At 49.2% G+C, this 18,858-nt stretch carries 15 protein-coding genes and 5 pseudogenes; 14 read left to right on the forward strand and 6 right to left on the reverse strand.

The window, feature by feature from the left end:
- The first annotated feature begins 17 nt into the window (after window positions 1-17).
- Complete coding sequence (gene dctA / locus J2T14_RS14260; RefSeq protein ID WP_307471747.1) at window positions 18-1,322, forward strand: C4-dicarboxylate transporter DctA; 1,305 nt, start codon at window positions 18-20, stop codon at window positions 1,320-1,322.
- 660 nt (window positions 1,323-1,982) lie between these two features.
- On the opposite strand, the gene J2T14_RS14265 is transcribed toward dctA, so the two are convergent.
- Window positions 1,983-2,156 carry a hypothetical protein gene (locus J2T14_RS14265; protein ID WP_307471749.1) on the reverse strand — a complete coding sequence of 58 codons (174 nt, stop codon included), beginning with the start codon at window positions 2,154-2,156 and terminating at the stop codon, window positions 1,983-1,985.
- A 504-nt stretch (window positions 2,157-2,660) separates the two neighbouring features.
- On the opposite strand from J2T14_RS14265, the gene J2T14_RS14270 reads away from it, so the two are divergent.
- From J2T14_RS14270 to J2T14_RS14285, 5 genes are all read left to right on the forward strand, one after another.
- Window positions 2,661-3,131 carry a DUF4046 domain-containing protein gene (locus tag J2T14_RS14270; RefSeq protein WP_307471751.1) on the forward strand — a complete coding sequence of 157 codons (471 nt, stop codon included), beginning with the start codon at window positions 2,661-2,663 and terminating at the stop codon, window positions 3,129-3,131.
- 218 nt (window positions 3,132-3,349) lie between these two features.
- Complete coding sequence (locus J2T14_RS14275) at window positions 3,350-4,999, forward strand: extracellular solute-binding protein (RefSeq protein ID WP_307471753.1); 1,650 nt, start codon at window positions 3,350-3,352, stop codon at window positions 4,997-4,999.
- 306 nt (window positions 5,000-5,305) lie between these two features.
- A complete protein-coding gene (locus J2T14_RS30910; RefSeq protein ID WP_373458157.1) occupies window positions 5,306-5,509 on the forward strand; it encodes a DUF4372 domain-containing protein in 204 nt (67 codons plus the stop codon).
- A gap of 447 nt (window positions 5,510-5,956) precedes the next feature.
- A complete protein-coding gene (locus J2T14_RS14280; RefSeq protein WP_307471755.1) occupies window positions 5,957-6,262 on the forward strand; it encodes a carbohydrate-binding protein in 306 nt (101 codons plus the stop codon).
- 110 nt (window positions 6,263-6,372) lie between these two features.
- Window positions 6,373-6,876, forward strand: a complete 504-nt coding sequence (locus J2T14_RS14285; protein ID WP_307471758.1) for a helix-turn-helix domain-containing protein — start codon at window positions 6,373-6,375, stop codon at window positions 6,874-6,876.
- Here the strand turns inward: J2T14_RS14285 and J2T14_RS14290 are convergent.
- Together J2T14_RS14290 and J2T14_RS30915 are read right to left on the reverse strand one after the other, a co-directional pair.
- Window positions 6,773-7,063 carry a hypothetical protein gene (locus tag J2T14_RS14290; protein ID WP_307471972.1) on the reverse strand — a complete coding sequence of 97 codons (291 nt, stop codon included), beginning with the start codon at window positions 7,061-7,063 and terminating at the stop codon, window positions 6,773-6,775. The genes J2T14_RS14285 and J2T14_RS14290 overlap by 104 nt on opposite strands.
- Window positions 7,032-7,714: pseudogene (locus J2T14_RS30915) on the reverse strand (glycoside hydrolase family 27 protein). The gene J2T14_RS14290 and the pseudogene J2T14_RS30915 overlap by 32 nt, the downstream one beginning before the upstream one ends.
- A 382-nt stretch (window positions 7,715-8,096) precedes the next feature.
- Between J2T14_RS30915 and J2T14_RS14305 the strand changes: the two are divergent.
- The 3 genes and pseudogenes from J2T14_RS14305 (at window position 8,097) to J2T14_RS14315 (ending at window position 11,452) form a co-directional block, all read left to right on the forward strand.
- Window positions 8,097-9,633 (forward strand): annotated as a pseudogene (locus tag J2T14_RS14305) (glycoside hydrolase family 43 protein).
- Window positions 9,634-9,812: 179 nt separating this feature from the next.
- Window positions 9,813-10,121: pseudogene (locus J2T14_RS14310) on the forward strand (endo-1,4-beta-xylanase); the annotation flags it as partial.
- 311 nt (window positions 10,122-10,432) lie between these two features.
- Entirely contained in the window at window positions 10,433-11,452 is a 1,020-nt protein-coding gene (locus tag J2T14_RS14315; protein WP_307471763.1) for a Gfo/Idh/MocA family protein, read from the forward strand.
- Between the two features lie 75 nt (window positions 11,453-11,527).
- Here the strand turns inward: J2T14_RS14315 and J2T14_RS14320 are convergent.
- Both J2T14_RS14320 and J2T14_RS14325 read right to left on the reverse strand, forming a co-directional pair.
- A pseudogene (locus tag J2T14_RS14320) lies at window positions 11,528-11,667 on the reverse strand (phosphodiester glycosidase family protein); the annotation flags it as partial.
- Between the two features lie 6 nt (window positions 11,668-11,673).
- Window positions 11,674-11,962, reverse strand: a pseudogene (locus J2T14_RS14325) (IS66 family transposase); the annotation flags it as partial.
- 216 nt (window positions 11,963-12,178) lie between these two features.
- Between J2T14_RS14325 and J2T14_RS14330 the strand changes: the two are divergent.
- Complete coding sequence (locus J2T14_RS14330; protein WP_307471765.1) at window positions 12,179-12,421, forward strand: iron chelate uptake ABC transporter family permease subunit; 243 nt, start codon at window positions 12,179-12,181, stop codon at window positions 12,419-12,421.
- A gap of 36 nt (window positions 12,422-12,457) precedes the next feature.
- Window positions 12,458-12,922: a hypothetical protein gene (locus J2T14_RS14335; protein ID WP_307471768.1), complete on the forward strand. Its 465-nt coding sequence runs from the start codon at window positions 12,458-12,460 to the stop codon at window positions 12,920-12,922.
- Window positions 12,923-12,995: 73 nt separating this feature from the next.
- On the opposite strand, the gene J2T14_RS14340 is transcribed toward J2T14_RS14335, so the two are convergent.
- The gene (locus J2T14_RS14340; RefSeq protein WP_307471771.1) at window positions 12,996-14,150 is read right to left on the reverse strand and encodes a metallophosphoesterase; all 1,155 of its coding nucleotides are present in this window, start codon (window positions 14,148-14,150) and stop codon (window positions 12,996-12,998) included.
- 226 nt (window positions 14,151-14,376) lie between these two features.
- Between J2T14_RS14340 and J2T14_RS14345 the strand changes: the two genes are divergently transcribed.
- The 3 genes from J2T14_RS14345 to J2T14_RS14355 all read left to right on the forward strand — a co-directional run bounded on the left by J2T14_RS14345 (window position 14,377) and on the right by J2T14_RS14355 (window position 18,421).
- Complete coding sequence (locus tag J2T14_RS14345; protein WP_307471773.1) at window positions 14,377-15,288, forward strand: hypothetical protein; 912 nt, start codon at window positions 14,377-14,379, stop codon at window positions 15,286-15,288.
- Between the two features lie 49 nt (window positions 15,289-15,337).
- Window positions 15,338-17,503 (forward strand): DNA topoisomerase III, encoded by a 2,166-nt coding sequence (locus J2T14_RS14350; protein WP_307471775.1) that lies wholly within the window; start codon window positions 15,338-15,340, stop codon window positions 17,501-17,503.
- 246 nt (window positions 17,504-17,749) lie between these two features.
- Entirely contained in the window at window positions 17,750-18,421 is a 672-nt protein-coding gene (locus J2T14_RS14355; RefSeq protein WP_307471777.1) for a YheC/YheD family protein, read from the forward strand.
- The last annotated feature ends 437 nt before the right edge of the window (window positions 18,422-18,858 follow it).

Below are 18,858 nucleotides of genomic sequence, written 5' to 3' on the forward strand. Positions count from 1 at the left end.
TGAAAAGAGGGAACATTATGAGAATTAACTTTAAAAACTTGACCGTTCAAGTGTTGATTGCCATCGTCATAGGCATTATGATCGGCCAATTTTTCCCGGCATTCGGCATCGAGCTGAAGATGTTTGGCGACATTTTCATCAAGATGGTCAAAATGGTCATCGCTCCGATTGTGTTCTTTACGATTGTCGTCGGCTTCGCGGGAATGGGCAGTATGAAAAAAATCGGCCGGATCGGCGGCAAAGCGCTGCTCTATTTCGAGATTATTACGACATTCGCCATGGCCATCGGGGTCGCGGTCGCCTTCCTGGTGAAGCCTGGCAGCGGCATCGACATCAGCAAAGTCGCAGACAAAGCAAGCGACGTCGACAAGTATACGACGCAGGCGGCCGAAACGCAGCACAGCTTTGTCGATTTTCTGCAGAGCATCGTGCCGGACAATGCGATTGCAGCGATGTCCGGAGGCGCTATGCTGCCGGTGCTGTTCTTCTCGGTTCTGTTCGGTCTGGCGCTTTCGTCACTCGGAGAGAAGGGCAAGCCGGTCGTGCAGCTCTTTGAACTGATCAATGAAGTGTTTTTCAAGCTGGTCGCCATTATTATGCGATTCTCCCCGATCGCCGCAGGCGGCGCTATGGCTTATACGATCGGCAAATTCGGCATCGATTCGCTGTTCTCGCTTGGAAAAATGATGGCCGCGACGTATATGACAATGTTCTTGTTTATCTTCATTGTTCTTGGCCTTGTAGCGAAATTTTATAACTTTAGCATTATAAAAATGATCAAATTTATTAAAGACGAAATTTTGCTGGTGCTCGGCACTTCGTCGTCCGAGTCCGCTTTACCCCGTCTGATGCAGCGGTTGGAGCAATACGGCTGCTCCAAACCGGTCGTAGGGCTGGTCGTACCGACCGGATACTCGTTCAATCTCGACGGTACGTCGATTTATTTATCGATGGCTTCAATCTTTATTGCGCAAGCCTATGGCATCGAGCTGACCTGGATTCAGATTCTGACTTTCTTCGGCATCCTGATGCTGACTTCCAAAGGAGCTGCAGGCGTGACCGGATCGGGCTTCATTACGCTCGCGGCTACGCTGACGGCGATCCCGGGCACGCCGATCCCGGTCGAAGGCATTGCGCTTCTGCTCGGAGTCGACCGCTTTATGTCGGAAGCTCGCGCCATTACGAATCTGATCGGAAACTCCGTCGCGACGATCGTCATTGCGAAGAGCGAGAAGCAGTTCAATGTTCCGTCGGCAGCTTCCAACGAAGCCTTGGCAGTAGAGCGGCACGGCGTTCATACGGAAAGCGGCAGCGTCGCCTAGTAATTGCATGCGAAGCCGGAAGGCTATTAAAGCTTAAGGGTCCAACCGCGTTGACAGACGCGGTTGGACCCTTTTTCATACAATGTCCCGTCATTAGGAAGCCGTAGAACGTCTTGCTGAGCGACAGGCCGCAGCATTAGAAATGTCAAAAGAAAATAAAGTCTTAGACTAGAAAAATAAAGGATTAGACTGACGGAGCTTTATTAAGCTAACGTGCGGCATTCCTATTATGAAGAAAGCGCGGTCGTAAGCGACTACGAGCGCTGCTATTTCGCTGCGAGACATGGGAGGGTTGACCTCCATGTGGCGATGTGGAGATCCAAAGGCGAGACCATAAATGGCCAGAATATCCACTTTTTAAAATGAGTGGTCTAGGTGAATATGTTTTCGCACTTTCTTCGCCCCCATATTTTACATCCTTTTGTTTCGTACGAAAGAGAAGCGTTCAAAATCTAAGAAAACAAGCGTATTTAAGAGAAAAACGATTCTCCATAGAGAGGATTAGTGCAACTTCCCAAGCATTGGAAACGTATTGGAATAAACGAAATAAAATGAATATCATGGAAGGACATGCGTTGTTTTACCAATTCAACAAATCTTTCATAAGTACTCTCGCAGTCATTTATGTAATATGCACTGTTGTATAGATATCTTATCGCTTCATCCTTCTGATTCGATATATGATCCCATGTAATCGTCTAAAACACTCGATGATTCATTAGTTGAAGATTCGGAGATTTCCTTATTAATATCTTGAGTCAAATCTTCTCCCTTGCCACACGCTGATAGGGTAAACAGCAACGCAAACATTGGTATTAGTATTTTTATTCTCATGATGTACCCCCTGTGATCTTAGAGATGATTTGGCAAAGAAAAGTCCTCACACATCGTTTCAGGTATAGCAAGCAGCCAGCAACACCTTTGTTACTTCTCTGGCATTTTGTAACCTCCAATGTAACCTATGATTGAGAACATTATTCTATGAAGTAGGAGGTAAAACCTACCTATATGTCGAATTCTGGAGGTATAAAGTAAACCTTACTGGGAAAGATCAGTCATTTTAAAATTGGTTCCTGTTTAATTGCGTGCTCAATTTCAGCCATTTCAAGCATCTTAGCTACGTTCTTTAACAATTAGCTTTGCATTCTCAATTTGCTCTAACACCTTTTATGGGTGCGTTTTGTTGGCTGGGATATGAGATCGGACAGCCGACTGGTCTAGAGAATGAGATGTTGGCAATTTACTAGTACTTGCTATATTATCCTTGGGATTATTTGTGGCCGACAACTCAATCGATACAGATGAAAAAACATAAAATATAGTTTTGATGGAGGTTTAATGAACCCACAGACAATCATTGAAATATATGAAGATGTTCTGAAAGGTAATCGAAATAGATTCCCTCGCGAAACGTGGAAACCGCATAATGGTGGGTTTGAGAATTTCAGAAGATGTTTGCGATATCTTGTACTTGATAAGTTGAAATTAGATAGAGAACAAATGTTATCAATTGGTATTAGCTTCTTCATTGAATGGAAGCTACGAACGCCTTTCCAAAGGTTATACGATTCACAGACGTATAAGTGTTTGTCTGAAATTTTTTCAGAAATGGATATTAAACCTTGGGAAATGAAGATATCTCCTGATGGAGTTTGGAACGATGAAAATATGAAAGGAGCAATAAGATGGGTCGTTTCTAAGTCAATTGGAATAGATAGAGATAAAATCATAAAGAACATCGGCTATGAAACGTTTAAAGATTTTTATGTATCAACATTGATACATAAGAAGGTTCAGTTCAATGTATGATTTATGCGCGTTCGCTTTCCCCGAATATAACTCCTACAAGTGTACATTTCATTATATTAATAAGTAAACAACGGGTAACGACATAAAGAGATGTGTATTGTATTGTCAGGTATCCAAGATAATGAATATCATACAGCTCGTGCGTCGCAGCTGCGCCCGAGAGAAAAGGGGTAATCCTGTTGCGGATACCAAGGCCATGGTCAAACAAAGCTAAGCTTATGCTTACAGCATTTATGTTCCTATCAACCTTATCTGCATGCGACAAAGAAAACGCTGCCAATCTGCCGAAGGAGCAGGTCAACAATCCGGCAGTAACGAACGGTGACTCGTCCTTCAGCCGATACGAGCCTCCGATTGAACTATCCTTTGTAAGAGAAACCGATGAAGGACTGGAGAGCTTGATTAACAGCCTGCCCGAGGAAACCCTGGAGGATAACCGCTGGACCAGGCTGGATGAAGAGGTTCTCGGAATCAAGATCAAGTACGACTGGACAGCTAAAGGGGATTTATACCGTCAGAAGTTTGGCGCTTCCATTGCTTCAGGAAATATTCCGGATGTAGTCGCAGTGAATGCCCAGCAGCTCCGGGAGCTCAGCAATGCAGGACTGATCGAGGATTTGACGGATGTCTATGAACAATATGCTTCCACTCTTACGAAGAGAGTACTCAGTGAGGAAGGTGACGGTCCATTTGAGACGGCAACGATTGACGGCAAGCTGATGGGCATTCCGCAGACAAGTTCCTCCATTGACGATGCCGACTTGTTATGGATCAGAACGGACTGGCTGAATTGGCTGGGGCTGAAACCGCCAACAACGATGCAGGAATTATTGACCATTTCGAAAGCGTTTACAGAGGATGATCCTGATCACAACGGCAAAGACGATACCTTCGGGATTGGGGCAAACAAAAATTTGGGCGACCCTGTTATGGGGCTTGTGGATCTTATGGCCGGGTATGATGCATTTCCAAATATATGGATTAAGAATCAGCAGGGCAAGCTCGTGTACGGAGGGATCCAGCCTGAGGTCAAAACAGCCTTGAAGGTCATTCAGGATATGTATCGGCAAGGGCAGATTGATCCCGAGTTTGCTCTGAAGGACGGAGAGAAGGCTAACAAGCTGATAACATCCGGGAAGATCGGCATGATCTACGGTGAGCAATGGGTTTCCTTTCTGTTGAATACAAGCCGCGATAATGATCCGAACGCTGACTGGCAGGCTTATCCGATCGTGTCTGCTACTGGAGATGCGGCCAAAGTTCCGCTTAAATTCAATACTAACACCTACTTCGCGGTCAAGAAAGGTTATGAGCATCCGGAGGCCATTATCAAGCTGTTTAATCTGCATCTGGAGAAAAACTGGGGACAAACAGCGGAGTATGAGAAGTATTACAATATGACCTATGCAGTATGGCTGCTATCACCGGTTACGCCGTCCCCAACCCGCAAAAATCTGGAGGCGTTCCGTCAGATTAAGGCTGCGAGCAGGATCGGAAATAATGATTTGATGAAGGATGAAGCCAAGTATATCAAGAAGAGAATGGATACATATTTGTCCGGTAATGATTACGGTGGCTGGGGCTGGCTGAAAACTTACGGTCCTACGGGAGCTTTCTCTATTATCGATCAATATGAAAAAAAAGATCAGCTGCTGTACGAGAGTTTTGTTGGCGCTCCTACAGATACGATGATTGATAAGCAGCTGATTCTAAGTGATTTGCAGAATGAGACCTACCTTAATATTATTTTGGGCAGACCTATCAATGAATTCGCCCAATTTGTAAACAACTGGTACAAGCTGGGTGGAGACAAAATTACAGATGAGGTTAATCAGTGGTATGCGAAGCGCGAAAGCGGGAAAAAGTGAATGACGGTCAACGAGTGCCCTATATATTCGTAAAATAGAACAACGGAGGTATTCTCATGTTTAGACTGCCAGCTCATTCATGGCGCAATGCACTGTTTGTCCGGTTGATTATAATGAATCTGATTGTGATCCTGCCGATTATTTTACTAGGGGTCTATTTGTATAATTGGAGTTATTCACTAGCGTTGCATTAATGTTCTCTGAATCTTCATAATTTTCTATCTTTATGTCAGGCGAGCATAAAAAAATCCTTTACAATGGTTATGGTAGGTAGTACCTGTCCATAACACTGAAAAGGATAAGCGCATAGACAAGAATACTCTATTTTCTTCATTTGGTAAATGGCTAAATCCAATTTGTACGAAAACGTTCATAGATAGCGTTAACGAAATCGGTCAAGATAAGTACGTCAAGAAACTAACGACGCTCGCTTACTTCAAGCTTTTTCTTCACGCGGAGTTGCAAGGACGCGACGGGCTTCGTGACATTGCGAATGACGTATTATGCTGAGATATTCAACGCGAACTCGAACTTCCTTCCATCTCAGCAGCGCAACTGAGCCGAAAACATAATCAAGTCGATCCTGCACTGCTCGAACAAGTATTCAACCAGTTGGCGAAGCGAATCCATTTGCAAGCAAACCCTCATCGTTCTCGTAATAAGCTCAAGATTATCGATTCAACGACGATTGTGCTTTGTTTGCAGAAATTCAAGTTGGCACACTTTCGATCTACAAAGGTCGGAATCAAACTGCACTCACGCATTGCATATTGGGATGAAGACGACGTTTATCCGGATAAAATAAAGGTAACACCTTCTTCATCGACCGAATTCCACTAGAGGAATTGGCCGATGAAGAAGGTGTTATCTATGTTTTCGATAGAGGATGTGTCGATTATGCAGCTTACGACCGATTTTGTGAGAAAAAGATTTTCTTCGTTACGCGATTGAAAAACAATGCGGTTATTGAGCCACTACATACGTATGAATTGCCGCCGGATAGTTGATTTTGGCAGCAGCGGCGCTTCCGGGTTTACGGCATCTGTATCGGAGGCAGGCTCGGCTACTGTCATTGAGCTGCGGCTGGATGCGGCAGACGGCCAATTGATTGGGTCCTTGCAGATTCCTGCTGCGCGGACGGAGGCAGCGAAATATCAAACCAAGGTTACTGGTGTCGGCGGCGTTCATGACCTGTACCTGGTGTTCAATGGCAAGCCTGCCAGTAAGCTGTTCAAGCTGCATAGCTGGCGGTTCAACCAATAAGCGAAACTTGATACCTTTAACAGCAGTCAGTTGATCTGCACCTACAGCGGCTATAAGCCTGCCTGGAGACGCGTAATCAGCGGTATCCGTTAACAGCAGGCGATAGCTTCATGATCTTTCCGCAAACGGAGATTTACTACTATCCCGATCCTGAGGATCCCTGGGAGTATGTATGGATCGAGTTTAAAGGGGATGAAGCGGAACGTCTGGTGGCGATGACGGAGCTTGAGCCGGATAAACCTGCAGTCGCGGCATGTCAGGCTGATTTGAAGCCGTATTTCCCTGTGGTGCCGGGTGCTGATGCGAGGCTTTTTGAGAAAATGAGAACAGAGGCGCAATTGCGTATGCTGCTCTCCTATTATGTGGAGTTTTATCCAAGAGAATCGCACTTTATCGATTATGTTCGGTTGGCGAAGGAATATATCATGATTAATTATTGGAAGGCAACCTTGACGGTATCGGATATTGTAAATGCTGTCAGCCTGGAGCGAAGCTATCTGTTCCGCTTGTTCAAGGAAGCAGCCGGGATGTCTGTTTCCGGCTATTTGACCGCATACCGGATTGAACGAGCCCGCGAGCTGCTTCAGCATGAAACCATTGCGGCTCAGGCTTGATCCGGTAAGCTCCGCGGCTTTCGATATCCTGATTGATGGCGATCAGATCCGGGTTTAACAGCATATTTTTAGTCGTCTGATTAGCCGTCCGAATATCGCAGCCAATCAGGAGCGGAGAACCCAGTAAGCACCATAATGAGAAGTGAGTCTTGTATTCATGTCGCTGCAGCCCCGATAAACGAATTATTGCTGCCGCCGTACATGCCTACAACCAGCATATCCATATCATTATGGCAGAAGGAGCCGGTGTAGCATTCTTTGTCCAGCTGTGAGAGTGCCAGATTTTTGATGGAATTCCAGTGATCCTGAATATCGCCTGTTGACCGGTACATATGGGCACCTGACTCACGTATCCACAGATAGACATTATCCTCTCCCCAATTGCAGGCGGAGAACAGAATCTCCTGTCCGCTGTTTTTAAGGGCAAGGCTCATCCGTTTGTACAGCAGTTCACCCGAGATATGCCGGGGTTTGAAGCAATATTGTACTTTAAATAATCGACGCACCACTCAGCGAATAATTGAGCATCTTGATATTCATGCTCAAAGCTGCCGAGATAACCCGCGCAAGTATGGGTGCCAACGCAGGAGTACATGCCGAATTTCAAGCCTTTCGAATGGATATAGTCGGCAAGTGCTTTCATTCCGCTTGGAAACTTGGCAGGATCAGCAACAAGATTCCCCTGCTGGTCACGCTGCTTCAAGCTCCAGCAATCATCAATTACGATATATTCATACCCTGCGTCCTTATAGCCCTCCGATTCGAATAGATCGGCAACATCCCGGATTAACTGTTCATTGATGTCCCAGGTGAAGGTATTCCATGAGTTCCATTCCATGGCGGGAGTAAGTCCAAGCTGTTTGTCCACTAGTAATATACATCCTTTCTTGGCCCGTCTGCGGATGTTCGTGACCGCGCTTAAGGGCTGGTTTTGAAATGTGAGTTGTCAGATTGTATTTAAACATATAAAGCTTGAAGCGGCCTATAGCTTGACGTTGCTTATATATGGACAGTTGTTGTTTCTGCAGCAGCTTTGTTAAATAACAGCCAGTAATCTATAAATTGACGGGTAATAGAGCCGCAATCCGGCGGGTTGTTGGAGCTGGCTGCGGGAACTAAACTTTCCTTGTGACGCTAATATCTAAGGGATAGCTATGCGTAAAGACCGATCTGCTGTTCGACGGCAGTTGGTAGACGTCCTATAAATCTTTTAAATATAAATGGAGAGGGGAACTGCATATGAGCAGCATCGTTATAGCAGCATCGTTATAACAAACCCTATTATTTGGGCGGATGTACCTGATATTGATATGATCCGCGTAGAGGATACCTTTTATATGGTCAGCACCAGTATGCATTCGATGCCAGGCTGTCCGATTATGAAATCTGTTAATCTGAAGGATTGGGAGATCGTGAATTATGTATTTGATACGATCGAAGACAATGATGCCCACAATCTTTCAGACGGCAAAGGCATTTACGGGCAAGGCTCTTGGGCTTCCAGCCTGCGTTATCATAACGGAACCTTTTATGTTTGCTTTTCCTGTAACGATAGGCAGCAGTTCTATATTTACCGGACAAGGGATATCGAGAACGGCACATGGGAGCGCTCGGTCATCAACGGGCTTCAGCATGATCCGGGGCTGCTGTTTGATGAGGATCGCGTCTTTGTATTCAGCGGCAACGGGAACATCTATATTACCGAATTAACAGCTGACGCTGCCCGGATCAAGCCTGACGGAATCCGTCAGCTTCTGCTTGAAGGGGAGCGGGAAGGCTTGGGGCTGCGCATAGAGGGCTGCCATGCTTATAAGCTGAACGGCTATTATTATTTGTTTTTCATTGATTGGCCGCGAACCGGGCATAGACGCCGCAGGGAGTTGTGTTACCGTTCGACAGAGCTTCTAGGACCCTATGAATATAAAGTAATTCTCGATGATGATCTCGGCTATCACAACAAGGGGGTTGCACAAGGCGGTATTATCTACACGCCTTCCGGTGAATGGTACACCTTCTTATTCCAGGATCATGATGCTGTTGGCCGGATTCATGCGTGCTGCCGATGTCCTGGCAGGACGGCTGGCCGGTTATCGGCAATGGCGGCAAAGCACCGGTCTCCTTCGAGGCGAATCTGCCGGAGTCCGCTTCCAAGCCGATTGTCATCAGTGATGAATTCGACTATGAAGAGAACAAGCTGGCTTTGAACTGGCAATGGAACCATAATCCGGACAACACGCGTTGGTCAGTTACAGCCCGGCCGGGTTATCTGCGTCTGGAGACTGGTCAAATCACTGATCGTCTCGTGCTTGCCTGCAATACCCTTACCCAGCGGACGGAAGGTCCGGCATGCAGCGGAAGTACGGTACTGGATCTGTCCGATATGAAAGCTGGTGATCATGCCGGTCTTGTCGCACTGCAAAGCGGATATGGTACGGTTGGCGTTCAGGCGGAGGATAACGGCGAGCGTTATGTCATGATGGAGATGAACCGCAGCACGGCGGTATGGAAATTGTGGAAAAGCACCGGTATGCAGGCAGCCAGATTCATGTGAAGATAGATTTTGATTTTCGTAACAGTATTGACCTTGCTTATTTCTATTATTCGACTGACGGAGTGGAGTGGACGCCGATCGGCCGCCCTCTGCAGATGAGGTACACACTGGATCATTTAATAGGCTACCGGATCGGTCTGTTTAACTATGCAACGAAGCAATCTGGCGGATATGTCGACTTCGATTACTTCCGTTACAGCAAGTAACCTGATGAAAAGCCGGTATGGTTCGGAGCCAGTGAATGTGCGATGCTGGCGCGGAGGTTGCGGGCGGCTTCACCGGTGTATTATTAGCCATGTATGCAACGGGTAACGGGCGCAAAGTGGAGAACACCGGCTTATTTTGACTGGTTTGATTACGAGGCGATGGAAAGGGTGCAGGCATAATGGCAGAACAAGAACAGCAGCAAACAGGGTTTTCGTTAGCTGAAGCCTTCAGGAACGATTTTCTTATTGGAACAGCAGTAAATAAACGGACGATTGTCAGCCAGAGCGATCTTCTGAAGGAGCATTATAACAGCTTGACCGCCGAGAACGAAATGAAGTTCGAAAGACTTCATCCGGAGGAGCACCGCTATACCTTTGAGGAGGCTGACCAGATTGCCGGCTTCGCGCGCGAGAACGGTATGAGTCTGAGAGGCCATACGCTTGTATGGCATAATCAGACGCCTGGCTGGGTGTTCGAGGACGGTAACGCTTTCTCAAGCCGCTCCACGCGATAACCTGCTTATGCCTGAATATATGTCCGACGAGTACGATGCGCACCCGAATGGAAAAGCGGGTTCAGCCGTCGCCGCCGCTTTCTTGTCCTGGTACTGAGGCGCAAGTGAAAATATGAAATTCTGGGGCTTATACCCGATAAAGGGGGTGATATTCATAAAACAAGTTGTGGAGCAGGATAGCTGCGCTAATCCGCCGCTGGAATCTGTTCAGACAAGCATGGAATGGTTGAAGGCGAACGGACATAAAGCTTAATCCATCATAATAAATAGAGGAGTTTTATACGATGAGTAAAGTTAAAGTAGCTGTTGTTGGTTGTGGTTCCATCTCCAAGTACCGTCATATTCCAGATTATGCCGCCAATGATAACGTTGAGCTTGTTGCTTTCTGTGATCCGATAGTTGAACGCGCGCAGAAATACGCCGATCAATATGGCGCCAAAGCATATGCAAATTATGAGGATATGTTAACGGAGCTTAAGCCGGATGCTGTCAGCGTCTGTACCCCGAACTATCTGCATGCGCCGGTTGCAATTGCAGCCGCTAATGCAGGCGCGCACGTTCTTGTTGAGAAGCCGATGGCTTCGACGGACGAAGAAGCGGCAGCGATGATTGAAGCTGCACGCAAGAATGGCGTCTATCTGATGGTTGGCCACAATCAGCGCTTGATGCCGCCTCATGCCAAAGCGAGACAGATTTTGGAAAAAGGCGAGCTAGGGAAAGTACTTACGTTCCGGACCTCCTTCGGACATCCAGGGCCGGAAGGCTGGAGCATCGATGGCAAAGGAAGCTGGTTTTTCCGCAAGGAAGAAGCTGTTATGGGCGCAATGGGCGATCTTGGCGTGCACAAGTCTGATCTTATCCGTTACCTGCTGAATGATGAGGTTTCACAGGTTACGGCCTTTATCGATACGATCGATAAAGAAGGCACAGATGTCGACGATAACGCGACCGTCCTTCTGCGGATGAAGAGCGGGGCAATCGGTACGCTAGTAGCAAGCTGGACGTATTATAAAGGCGAAGACAACAGCACGGTGCTTTGGTGCCAGAATGGGGTTATGAAGATCGGTACCGACCCTGAGGACCAAGTTATCGTCGAACTTCGTAACGGAACTGTGGAGCGCTATAACGTGGGTGCGATTGCTACTAACGATAAGCAGGAAACAAGCGGCGTCATCGACGCGTTCATAACGAGCATCACAACGAAAACAACTCCTAGCATTACAGGTGAAGAAGGGCGCAAATCGTTGGCAGTTATTTTGGCTGCTTTCGAAGCTCAGGCCACTGGTAAAGTCATTAGTCTGTAAGTGTTCAGGTCAGTAGAATAGCGCAAAAGCCCGGTTCCTAATTGGAACCGGGCTTTTGCGCGTATAAGGAAACTGTTATTTGAAGAATAAGAAATTCGTAGGTACTGGTCGAAGCGCACCGTCGGAAGGATGATTGATGACTTGTCCGTTAAAACAAGCGAGGACGAGCCGCCTCCGTCCAGATTATAGCCGTCGATAGCGCCGAATCGGGAGAGCAGGATGCCGCGAGACGTATTCGCAAATAACCAGTTCTTTCTCCCGATTACGAATGGCTTGATCGAGCGCTCACTGGCGATTATTATCGATCTCGAGCCGACCATCCTTCAGGAAGGCAGTCCATTTCTCCCACTGATTCAGGCTGTAAGCAATCGCTTTTCCAACCAGACTCTTCGGCAGTGTTTGAGAGCGCTGTTGCTTGAGCCATACCGAATAAGCCTCCAGGATCGGAAGGCTTCGCTTCTTTCGCTCGGCATATCGTTCTTCTGGCGAAGCATCCTTCAGCTCGCGCTTTCGCCTTGTGCCTGTAGGTATCGGCATTGCTTTCGCTGCTGTCGGCGATTACGACCTTCATGCTTGTGTTCAGTCCCGCTTACTCGGCAAGCTTTTCTTTTATTTGGCTGATAGGGACGGTATACGGCTCGTCTTGGAAGCATGTGTGGAACCTTTTGCCTGGGACCATCGTCTTAATGGGTATCGTATACGGCGCTTGCGGGCTCGGCCGTCTCGATGGGAGGCGTCATTGGTTTCGTCGGACTGATTGCGCCTCATCTGGCCCGTAGGTTGGTTGGACCGGTGACAAGCAGACTCATACCGGTAGCTGCGCTGTTCGGCGGCATTGTCGTCGTGGCGGCGGATCTCATCGCGAGAACGGCATTTTTGCCGCTTGATATTCCGGTTGGCGTGTTTACTTCGGGTATCGGTGCGCCATTCTTCATTTATTTGCTTTGTCGAACAAGAAATAATCGCTAGCGATGTTGGGAGAACTGAAGGGAGACGGGAATTCCAATGAGAAAAGGACTCGCGATCGGTGCAGTTGTGCTTATCGTGGCGCTTGGCAGTTGGCTGTATTTGTTCCGTGTGACGGAAGATCAGGTCGTTGCCCACCGGATGCTCGACTTCGATAAGATCGAGCCTAATACGGAGATGGTTTGGACGGAGAAGGACGATATGAAGACATTCGAGTATGCGGTTCGGTTCGCCAAGAAGAAGCCGGGCATAGTCGATATTGCAGCTCCTCCCTATTCGTTCAAGCTTGGCGGCGATACGTACTGGCTTTATGCGTCTCCGGAATACAATGTGATGCAGTTCATTAACAGCAAAGCATCGGGTACGCTTTACACGGTTAGGAAGTCTTCGGCGGATCGAATAAGGAAGCTGTTGGAAGAGGCCGACAAGATCGGTTATGGCGTGCCGACTCCCGGCTCCATGGCTTATCCTGGCCATGAACTATCCGAACCGGAAACGAAATAGATAAGCTTTAGGAGGGAAGAAGCCGGGCCCGAGCCATCTAACGATGGCCGAGTCCGGCTTCTTCTTCGTACGATTAGACAGGGACGAATTCGACGTCGATCTGCAGAACTTCGGAGCGGCTGCCAATACGAACCGGAGGTCCCCAGAAGCCGAAGCCGGAGGAAACGATGGCGTGCAGGCCGCCTTTCTTCAAGTAGCCCCAATCCAGCTCGAACAGTCGCTTAGTGATCAGGTGATTCGGCGTCATCTGGCCGCGATGCGTATGGCCGGAGAGAGACAGATCGATACCGTGCTCGGCGGCGTTCTTCAGATCGGAAGGCTGATGATCAAGCATAATCATCGGAAGCGAAGTATCCAGAGGAGCGATAAGCTCGCTTATCGGAAGTCGTCCGGCGCCGCCTGCGCGGAAGCCGCCGGACGCTCTGTCCTTGCGGCCGATAATATAGAAGCTGTCTGCGACGAGCGCCGTTTCGTCCATCAGCACGCGAATGCCAATGGCGTCCATGGCGGCTATGAATTCGGGAACCTTGCCTCCGATATATTCGTGGTTGCCCGTGACGGCGTATATGCCTAGCGGAGCTTCGAGCTTGCCGAGCGTTTCAGCCATTTTACGGCGTATGAACGGTTCAATGTCGTCATCCAGAATGTCGCCGGGCAACAATATGATGTCCGGGTTAATTTGCTTGACTTTATGGAGAAGACGGTGCAGATGGCCGTTGCCGATTGTCGTCCCCAGATGTATATCGGAAGCCATCGCGATGCGCAGCTTCTCTCTGCCGCCAGCCCGCTTCGGAATTTGTACCGTATAGCGGCGGATGACGGGCGACCAGGCATTGCGCGTTCCGACGATTAATAGAAGCAGGAGTACGATTAATGTGACGCTGCCAGTGCCAATGACGTATGCGTCGCGCTCTGCTCCGCCTAGTTTGAGCAGAAGAGCGACGACATCCGCAAGAGGGAACAATAGAACGCCGTACTCCAGAATCGCGAACCAATAGGAGCCGATAAGCTTAAGCGGTCCGGCAATCGGTCTGATCAGTGTCGCTTGACCCGCTCTTCCGATAATAAAAGCGAGGGCAAGAAGAGCGACGACCGCACTGTAGAGGCCGGCGTGATTCCACTCGTAGACGGCTGATAGATAGACCCATCCGTTCCATCCCAGATATAAGGATAGGCCGCCATAGACTAGCAATATACCGATTAAAGTAACGATAAAACGACGATTCATTTTTGCAACGCTCCCTGCGAGCCCGTAGGCGGTGGATGATAGTAGGTATGACGGTATGAAACTGAAACTACTATATCATATTGGCAACATCACCTCCAAATAGAAGAGAGAGGCGGCCGGCATTGCTTATCCGCGGTCGATTGGATACGATATTCTATAACGGAACGGATACAGCTTCCGGCAAATTGCCGAGAGATTCATAACTACGAATACAGGAGTGGTTCGCATGACTTTATTGACGATCGCCGAGGAACATCGGGAGGCAGCTGTTCGATTCATGAAGGAGGAGGCTCGTCCGCTAGAGAGGGCGTTGTACGCGCATGAATTCGAAGGCGGATCTAAGGATGCCGTGCTTGAGGAATTGGCTAAGTTTCAAAATACGGACGGAGGGTTCGGCCATGGACTTGAGCCGGATTCGCGCTGTAAAGCATCTTCGGCCTTGGCGACTACGGTGGCGCTGCAATATTTAATATATATCGAGGCTGGCCACGCGGAGCCGGTCGTTCGGGAAGCGATCCGATTCCTGATCGAAACGTACAATACGGCGCAGCCGGGCGGCTGGGACATCGTCCCGCGCGAGGTCGAATCGGCGCCGCGCGCGCCATGGTGGAATTATAACGAGCAGCATGACGGCTGGGGAAATCCGGCAATCGAGATCGTCGGGTACTTCCATGCGTTCTCCGAATTGGTGCCCGCCGCGCTGCTGGACGAGTTGACGGAGCATGCTATAACGCATATTAACGTCAAGTCTACGAAAAAAGATTTTCACGAGCTATTATGCTGTCTGCGGTTCGCGGAGCTCGTGCCGGCTTCGGAGCTGAGCGCGGTGAAGTCGGCGATCGATGAGATGGTTGCGGGCTGCGTTTCGGTTCAACCGGAGCAATGGGAAGGCTATTGCCTTACGCCTGTTCAGGTGGCAGATTCGCCGTCGAGTATGTATTACGAACAACTGAAGGATAGCGTGCGGCTTTATTTGCCTTACATGCTGACGAAGCAGCAAGAAGACGGCGCGTGGTGGCCGACCTGGACTTGGGGGCAATATGAAGATACTTGGCCGGAGGCGAAGCAGGATTGGAAGGGATTCATTACGTTCGATGCGTTGCGCATGCTGAAAGCGTATGGTATCGTGACGGGATAATAGAGCAACAGAGTTATAAAAAGATGTTAGGAATGGAGCGTCATACGGCATGAAATCGTTAGTATTGGCAGAGAAGCCAAGCGTTGCGAAGGAACTTGCGCGCGTGCTTGGCTGCGGACAGAAGCATAAGAGCTATATGGAAGGACCTAAATACGTCGTAACCTGGGCGCTTGGTCATCTCGTAACGTTGGCTGAGCCGGAGGATTACGACCCGAAATACCGCAATTGGAATCTCGAGGATCTCCCGCTGCTGCCTCCGAAGATGAATCTGAAAGTGATGAAGGAAACGTCTCATCAATATAAGGCTGTTGCCCAGCTATGCAAACGGCAAGATATAAGCGAGCTTATTATCGCTACCGATGCAGGTCGCGAAGGCGAGCTTGTCGCGCGCTGGATCATGGAGCTTGTGCATTGGCGCAAGCCGTTCAAGCGGCTGTGGATTTCTTCCCAGACCGACAAGGCGATCAAGGACGGCTTCAATAGCCTGAAGCCGGGCAAGGATTACGACGCGCTGTACGCTTCGGCCGTATGCCGGGCGGAGGCGGATTGGCTGATCGGGCTCAACGTGACGCGGGCGCTGACGACAAAGTACAACGCGCAGCTATCCGCAGGTCGCGTTCAGACGCCGACCTTGTCTATTCTGATGGATCGCGAACGCGACATTCAGCAGTTCCAGTCGAAGCCGTATTGGACCGTCGGAGCAGACCTGGACGGTTTCTCGGCTATGTGGCGCGAGCAGGATGGGCATGACGGCCGGCTGTGGAGCAAGGAAGCGGCCGATGCGATAGCGGCAGCCATCGGGAAGGCTGGCAGCGCCAAGGTGGAGAAGCTGCGCACGACGGAGAAATCGGAGCCGCATCCGCAGGCGTATGATCTGACTGAGCTGCAGCGGGACGCGAACAAGCGGCTTGGCTTCTCGGCGAAGCAGACGTCGAACGTGCTTCAGAAGCTGTACGAGCAGCATAAGCTCGTGACTTATCCGCGAACGGATTCGCATTACTTGTCCTCCGACATGGTGCCTACGCTGAAGGGAAGGCTGGAGAGCATCGCGGTCGGACCTTATACGAATCTTGCCCGCAGGCTGCTTAGAAGCCAACTGCCTGTGTCGAAGCGGATTGTCGACGACAGCAAAGTGACGGATCATCATGCCATTATACCGACGGAGCAATTCGTGCAGCTTTCGGAGCTAAGCAATGATGAGCGCAGGCTGTATGACTTGATCGTTAGACGGTTTATTTCGTTGTTCTACCCACCGTATCGCTACGATGAGACGAGCGTTACGCTCGCCGTCGGCCAGCATCGCTTGTATGCCAAAGGCAAGACGCTTAAGGAAGCGGGCTGGAGGGAAGTATACGGCACGGCTGCCGATGCGAACGGCGACGACGAAGATGAGGATGACAGCGACGGTTCAATCGGGGGCAGAGGCGATAAGCAGCAGTCCCAACTGCTCCCGGCGCTTGCTTCCGGCCAGTCGGTGGCCGTCAAGCAAGGTAAAATCAAAGAGCTGCGGACGCTGCCGCCTGCAAGGTATACCGAGGCGACATTGCTAACGCAGATGGAGAAGTACGGGTTAGGTACGCCCGCTACGCGTGCGGACATTATTGAGAAGCTGTTGTCGAGCGATACGATCGACCGGTCGCAGAACCGCCTGGTACCAACGGGCAAGGGTAAGCAGCTGATCGAGCTCGTTGTCGACGCGCTTCGCAGTCCGGAATTAACGGCGAAGTGGGAGCATGAATTGGAAAGGATTGCGCAAGGCAAAGGAAACGCGGCTGCCTTCATGAAGACGATCCGGGAGCAAGCGTCGAAATGGGTATCCGAGGTCATTGCCGAGACGAAGGAATACAAGCCCCACAACGTAACGCATTCGAAATGTCCGGATTGCGGCAAGCCATTGCTTGAGATTAAAGGCAAGCGCGGCCGTTCGCTCGTTTGCTCGGATCGGGAATGCAGCTACCGCCGTTCTGCCGATCCGGTGCTGCTCAATAAGCGTTGCCCGCAATGCCATAAGAAGATGGAGATGCATACGGGCAAGGCAGGCAAATATGCGCAGTGCAGACCATGCAACGTCATCGAGATGCTGGAGGACAAGGACGGCGGCCGCGTGAATAAACGAGAGCAGCGGAAGCTCGTTGAGCAATACAGCGACCAAGCGCCGCTTGCGAACAGCTTGGCCGATAAGCTGCGGGCTGCCCTGGAGCAGAAGGGCGAGTAGCCGGTTTCTCTCGTACAACTTACAGCTAAACCATGAAATCCCCGTTATGTCGCGAAGGCGAAAGCGGGGATTTATTGTTTGCTTCCGAGGCGTTTTCTGTTGATTGACCATCCAGGGGAGCATTGCCGCATGCTAGTAAAAAAGAAGTATGCAAGAAAGGCTCTTAACCTATTACATTCATCCAAGAGACAAGTGTATCGGCGGCATATGCTATGGATGATAAGGTAGGGAAGGAGATAGATAGAGTTGGGTGTTCGCAGAGCCAGGCATGTTACGAACAAATGGGCGAAGACGCTCGCGTTGCTGTCGCATCCGAACTTGGCGCCGCATATTCCGCTTACGAAGCCGTTCGGTGCGAGTCAATTAAGATCGATGCTGAACACGTACTGGATGGTTGTGGTTAAGCCGGTCACCGGCTCGGGCGGCGTTGGGGTTATGAAGGTGAGCCGAACGCAAAGCGGTTACGCTTTCACCTACTTAGCCAGAACGAGATATTATGCGAACTTCGAAAGCTTGCTCGCGGCGATTAACAAACAGCGCAAAGGTAAGCCTTATCTCGTACAACGGGGCATTTTTCTGGCGGAAGTAAACGGCAGGCCGATCGATTATCGAGTCAAATACGTGAAGAAAGCAAATAAGTGGAAGATCAAAGCGTTTGTCGGCAAAATTGCGAGGCAGGGGTTGTTCGTGACGAATATTCGCCAAGGCGGCACGCTTATATCGGCTGCCAAAGGAATTGCCGCTTCTTTCTCGGATAATCTCGTCGAAGTGAAGAAGAGCAAGATGCGCGAGCTTACGATTATCGCGACCGAAATACTAGAAAACCGGTTTCCAGGCGTTAGCAGGCTAGGGTATGACTATGGCATTGACAAGCAAGGGAAGATATGGATTTTCGAAGTGAATACTAGGCCTCAATAGCTATATAACTTAGCGGTGGCGGTAAGGATGGAAGGGTGCGGGTAGCTCGGAAGTCCTTATTTTGTTTGCTCGCCCCCTCTTAAAAAGAAAGCGGAAACATCTACTAACTAATGACGTTAATATATTCCATTAATAGAATTATAGAATTCGATTAAAGTTTTTTATTAAGAGTCATAAGGAAATCGCCTGTGGATAACTCTATCCACATTATCCACGCCGTAATTCCTCATATTTCGACGCGTATACACACACTATACACACAGTATCCACAAGGTTATGTTAATAAATGGGACTGTTGTCCATTCAAATAGTGCCATGCTACTATGAAGAAGAAATAACCATTGGATGGAAGATGAACCGGCTAACGACATCCTCTATAGGTGAATCGTTTTTCATTCCGATGAAATATAAGCCTGGTTATAAGTAAAAAACTTATT

Source organism: Paenibacillus harenae, from assembly GCF_030812415.1.
GTDB classification, from domain to species: Bacteria; Bacillota; Bacilli; order Paenibacillales; family Paenibacillaceae; genus Pristimantibacillus; species Pristimantibacillus harenae_A.

Coding starts and splice junctions, on each gene's coding strand:
- dctA (WP_307471747.1), top strand. CDS start 18: ATGAGAATTAACTTTAAAAACTTGACCGTTCAAGTGTTGATTGCCATC.
- J2T14_RS14265 (WP_307471749.1), bottom strand. CDS start 2,156: ATGAGAATAAAAATACTAATACCAATGTTTGCGTTGCTGTTTACCCTA.
- J2T14_RS14270 (WP_307471751.1), top strand. CDS start 2,661: ATGAACCCACAGACAATCATTGAAATATATGAAGATGTTCTGAAAGGT.
- J2T14_RS14275 (WP_307471753.1), top strand. CDS start 3,350: ATGCTTACAGCATTTATGTTCCTATCAACCTTATCTGCATGCGACAAA.
- J2T14_RS14280 (WP_307471755.1), top strand. CDS start 5,957: ATGCGGTTATTGAGCCACTACATACGTATGAATTGCCGCCGGATAGTT.
- J2T14_RS14285 (WP_307471758.1), top strand. CDS start 6,373: ATGATCTTTCCGCAAACGGAGATTTACTACTATCCCGATCCTGAGGAT.
- J2T14_RS14315 (WP_307471763.1), top strand. CDS start 10,433: ATGAGTAAAGTTAAAGTAGCTGTTGTTGGTTGTGGTTCCATCTCCAAG.
- J2T14_RS14330 (WP_307471765.1), top strand. CDS start 12,179: ATGGGAGGCGTCATTGGTTTCGTCGGACTGATTGCGCCTCATCTGGCC.
- J2T14_RS14335 (WP_307471768.1), top strand. CDS start 12,458: ATGAGAAAAGGACTCGCGATCGGTGCAGTTGTGCTTATCGTGGCGCTT.
- J2T14_RS14340 (WP_307471771.1), bottom strand. CDS start 14,150: ATGAATCGTCGTTTTATCGTTACTTTAATCGGTATATTGCTAGTCTAT.
- J2T14_RS14345 (WP_307471773.1), top strand. CDS start 14,377: ATGACTTTATTGACGATCGCCGAGGAACATCGGGAGGCAGCTGTTCGA.
- J2T14_RS14350 (WP_307471775.1), top strand. CDS start 15,338: ATGAAATCGTTAGTATTGGCAGAGAAGCCAAGCGTTGCGAAGGAACTT.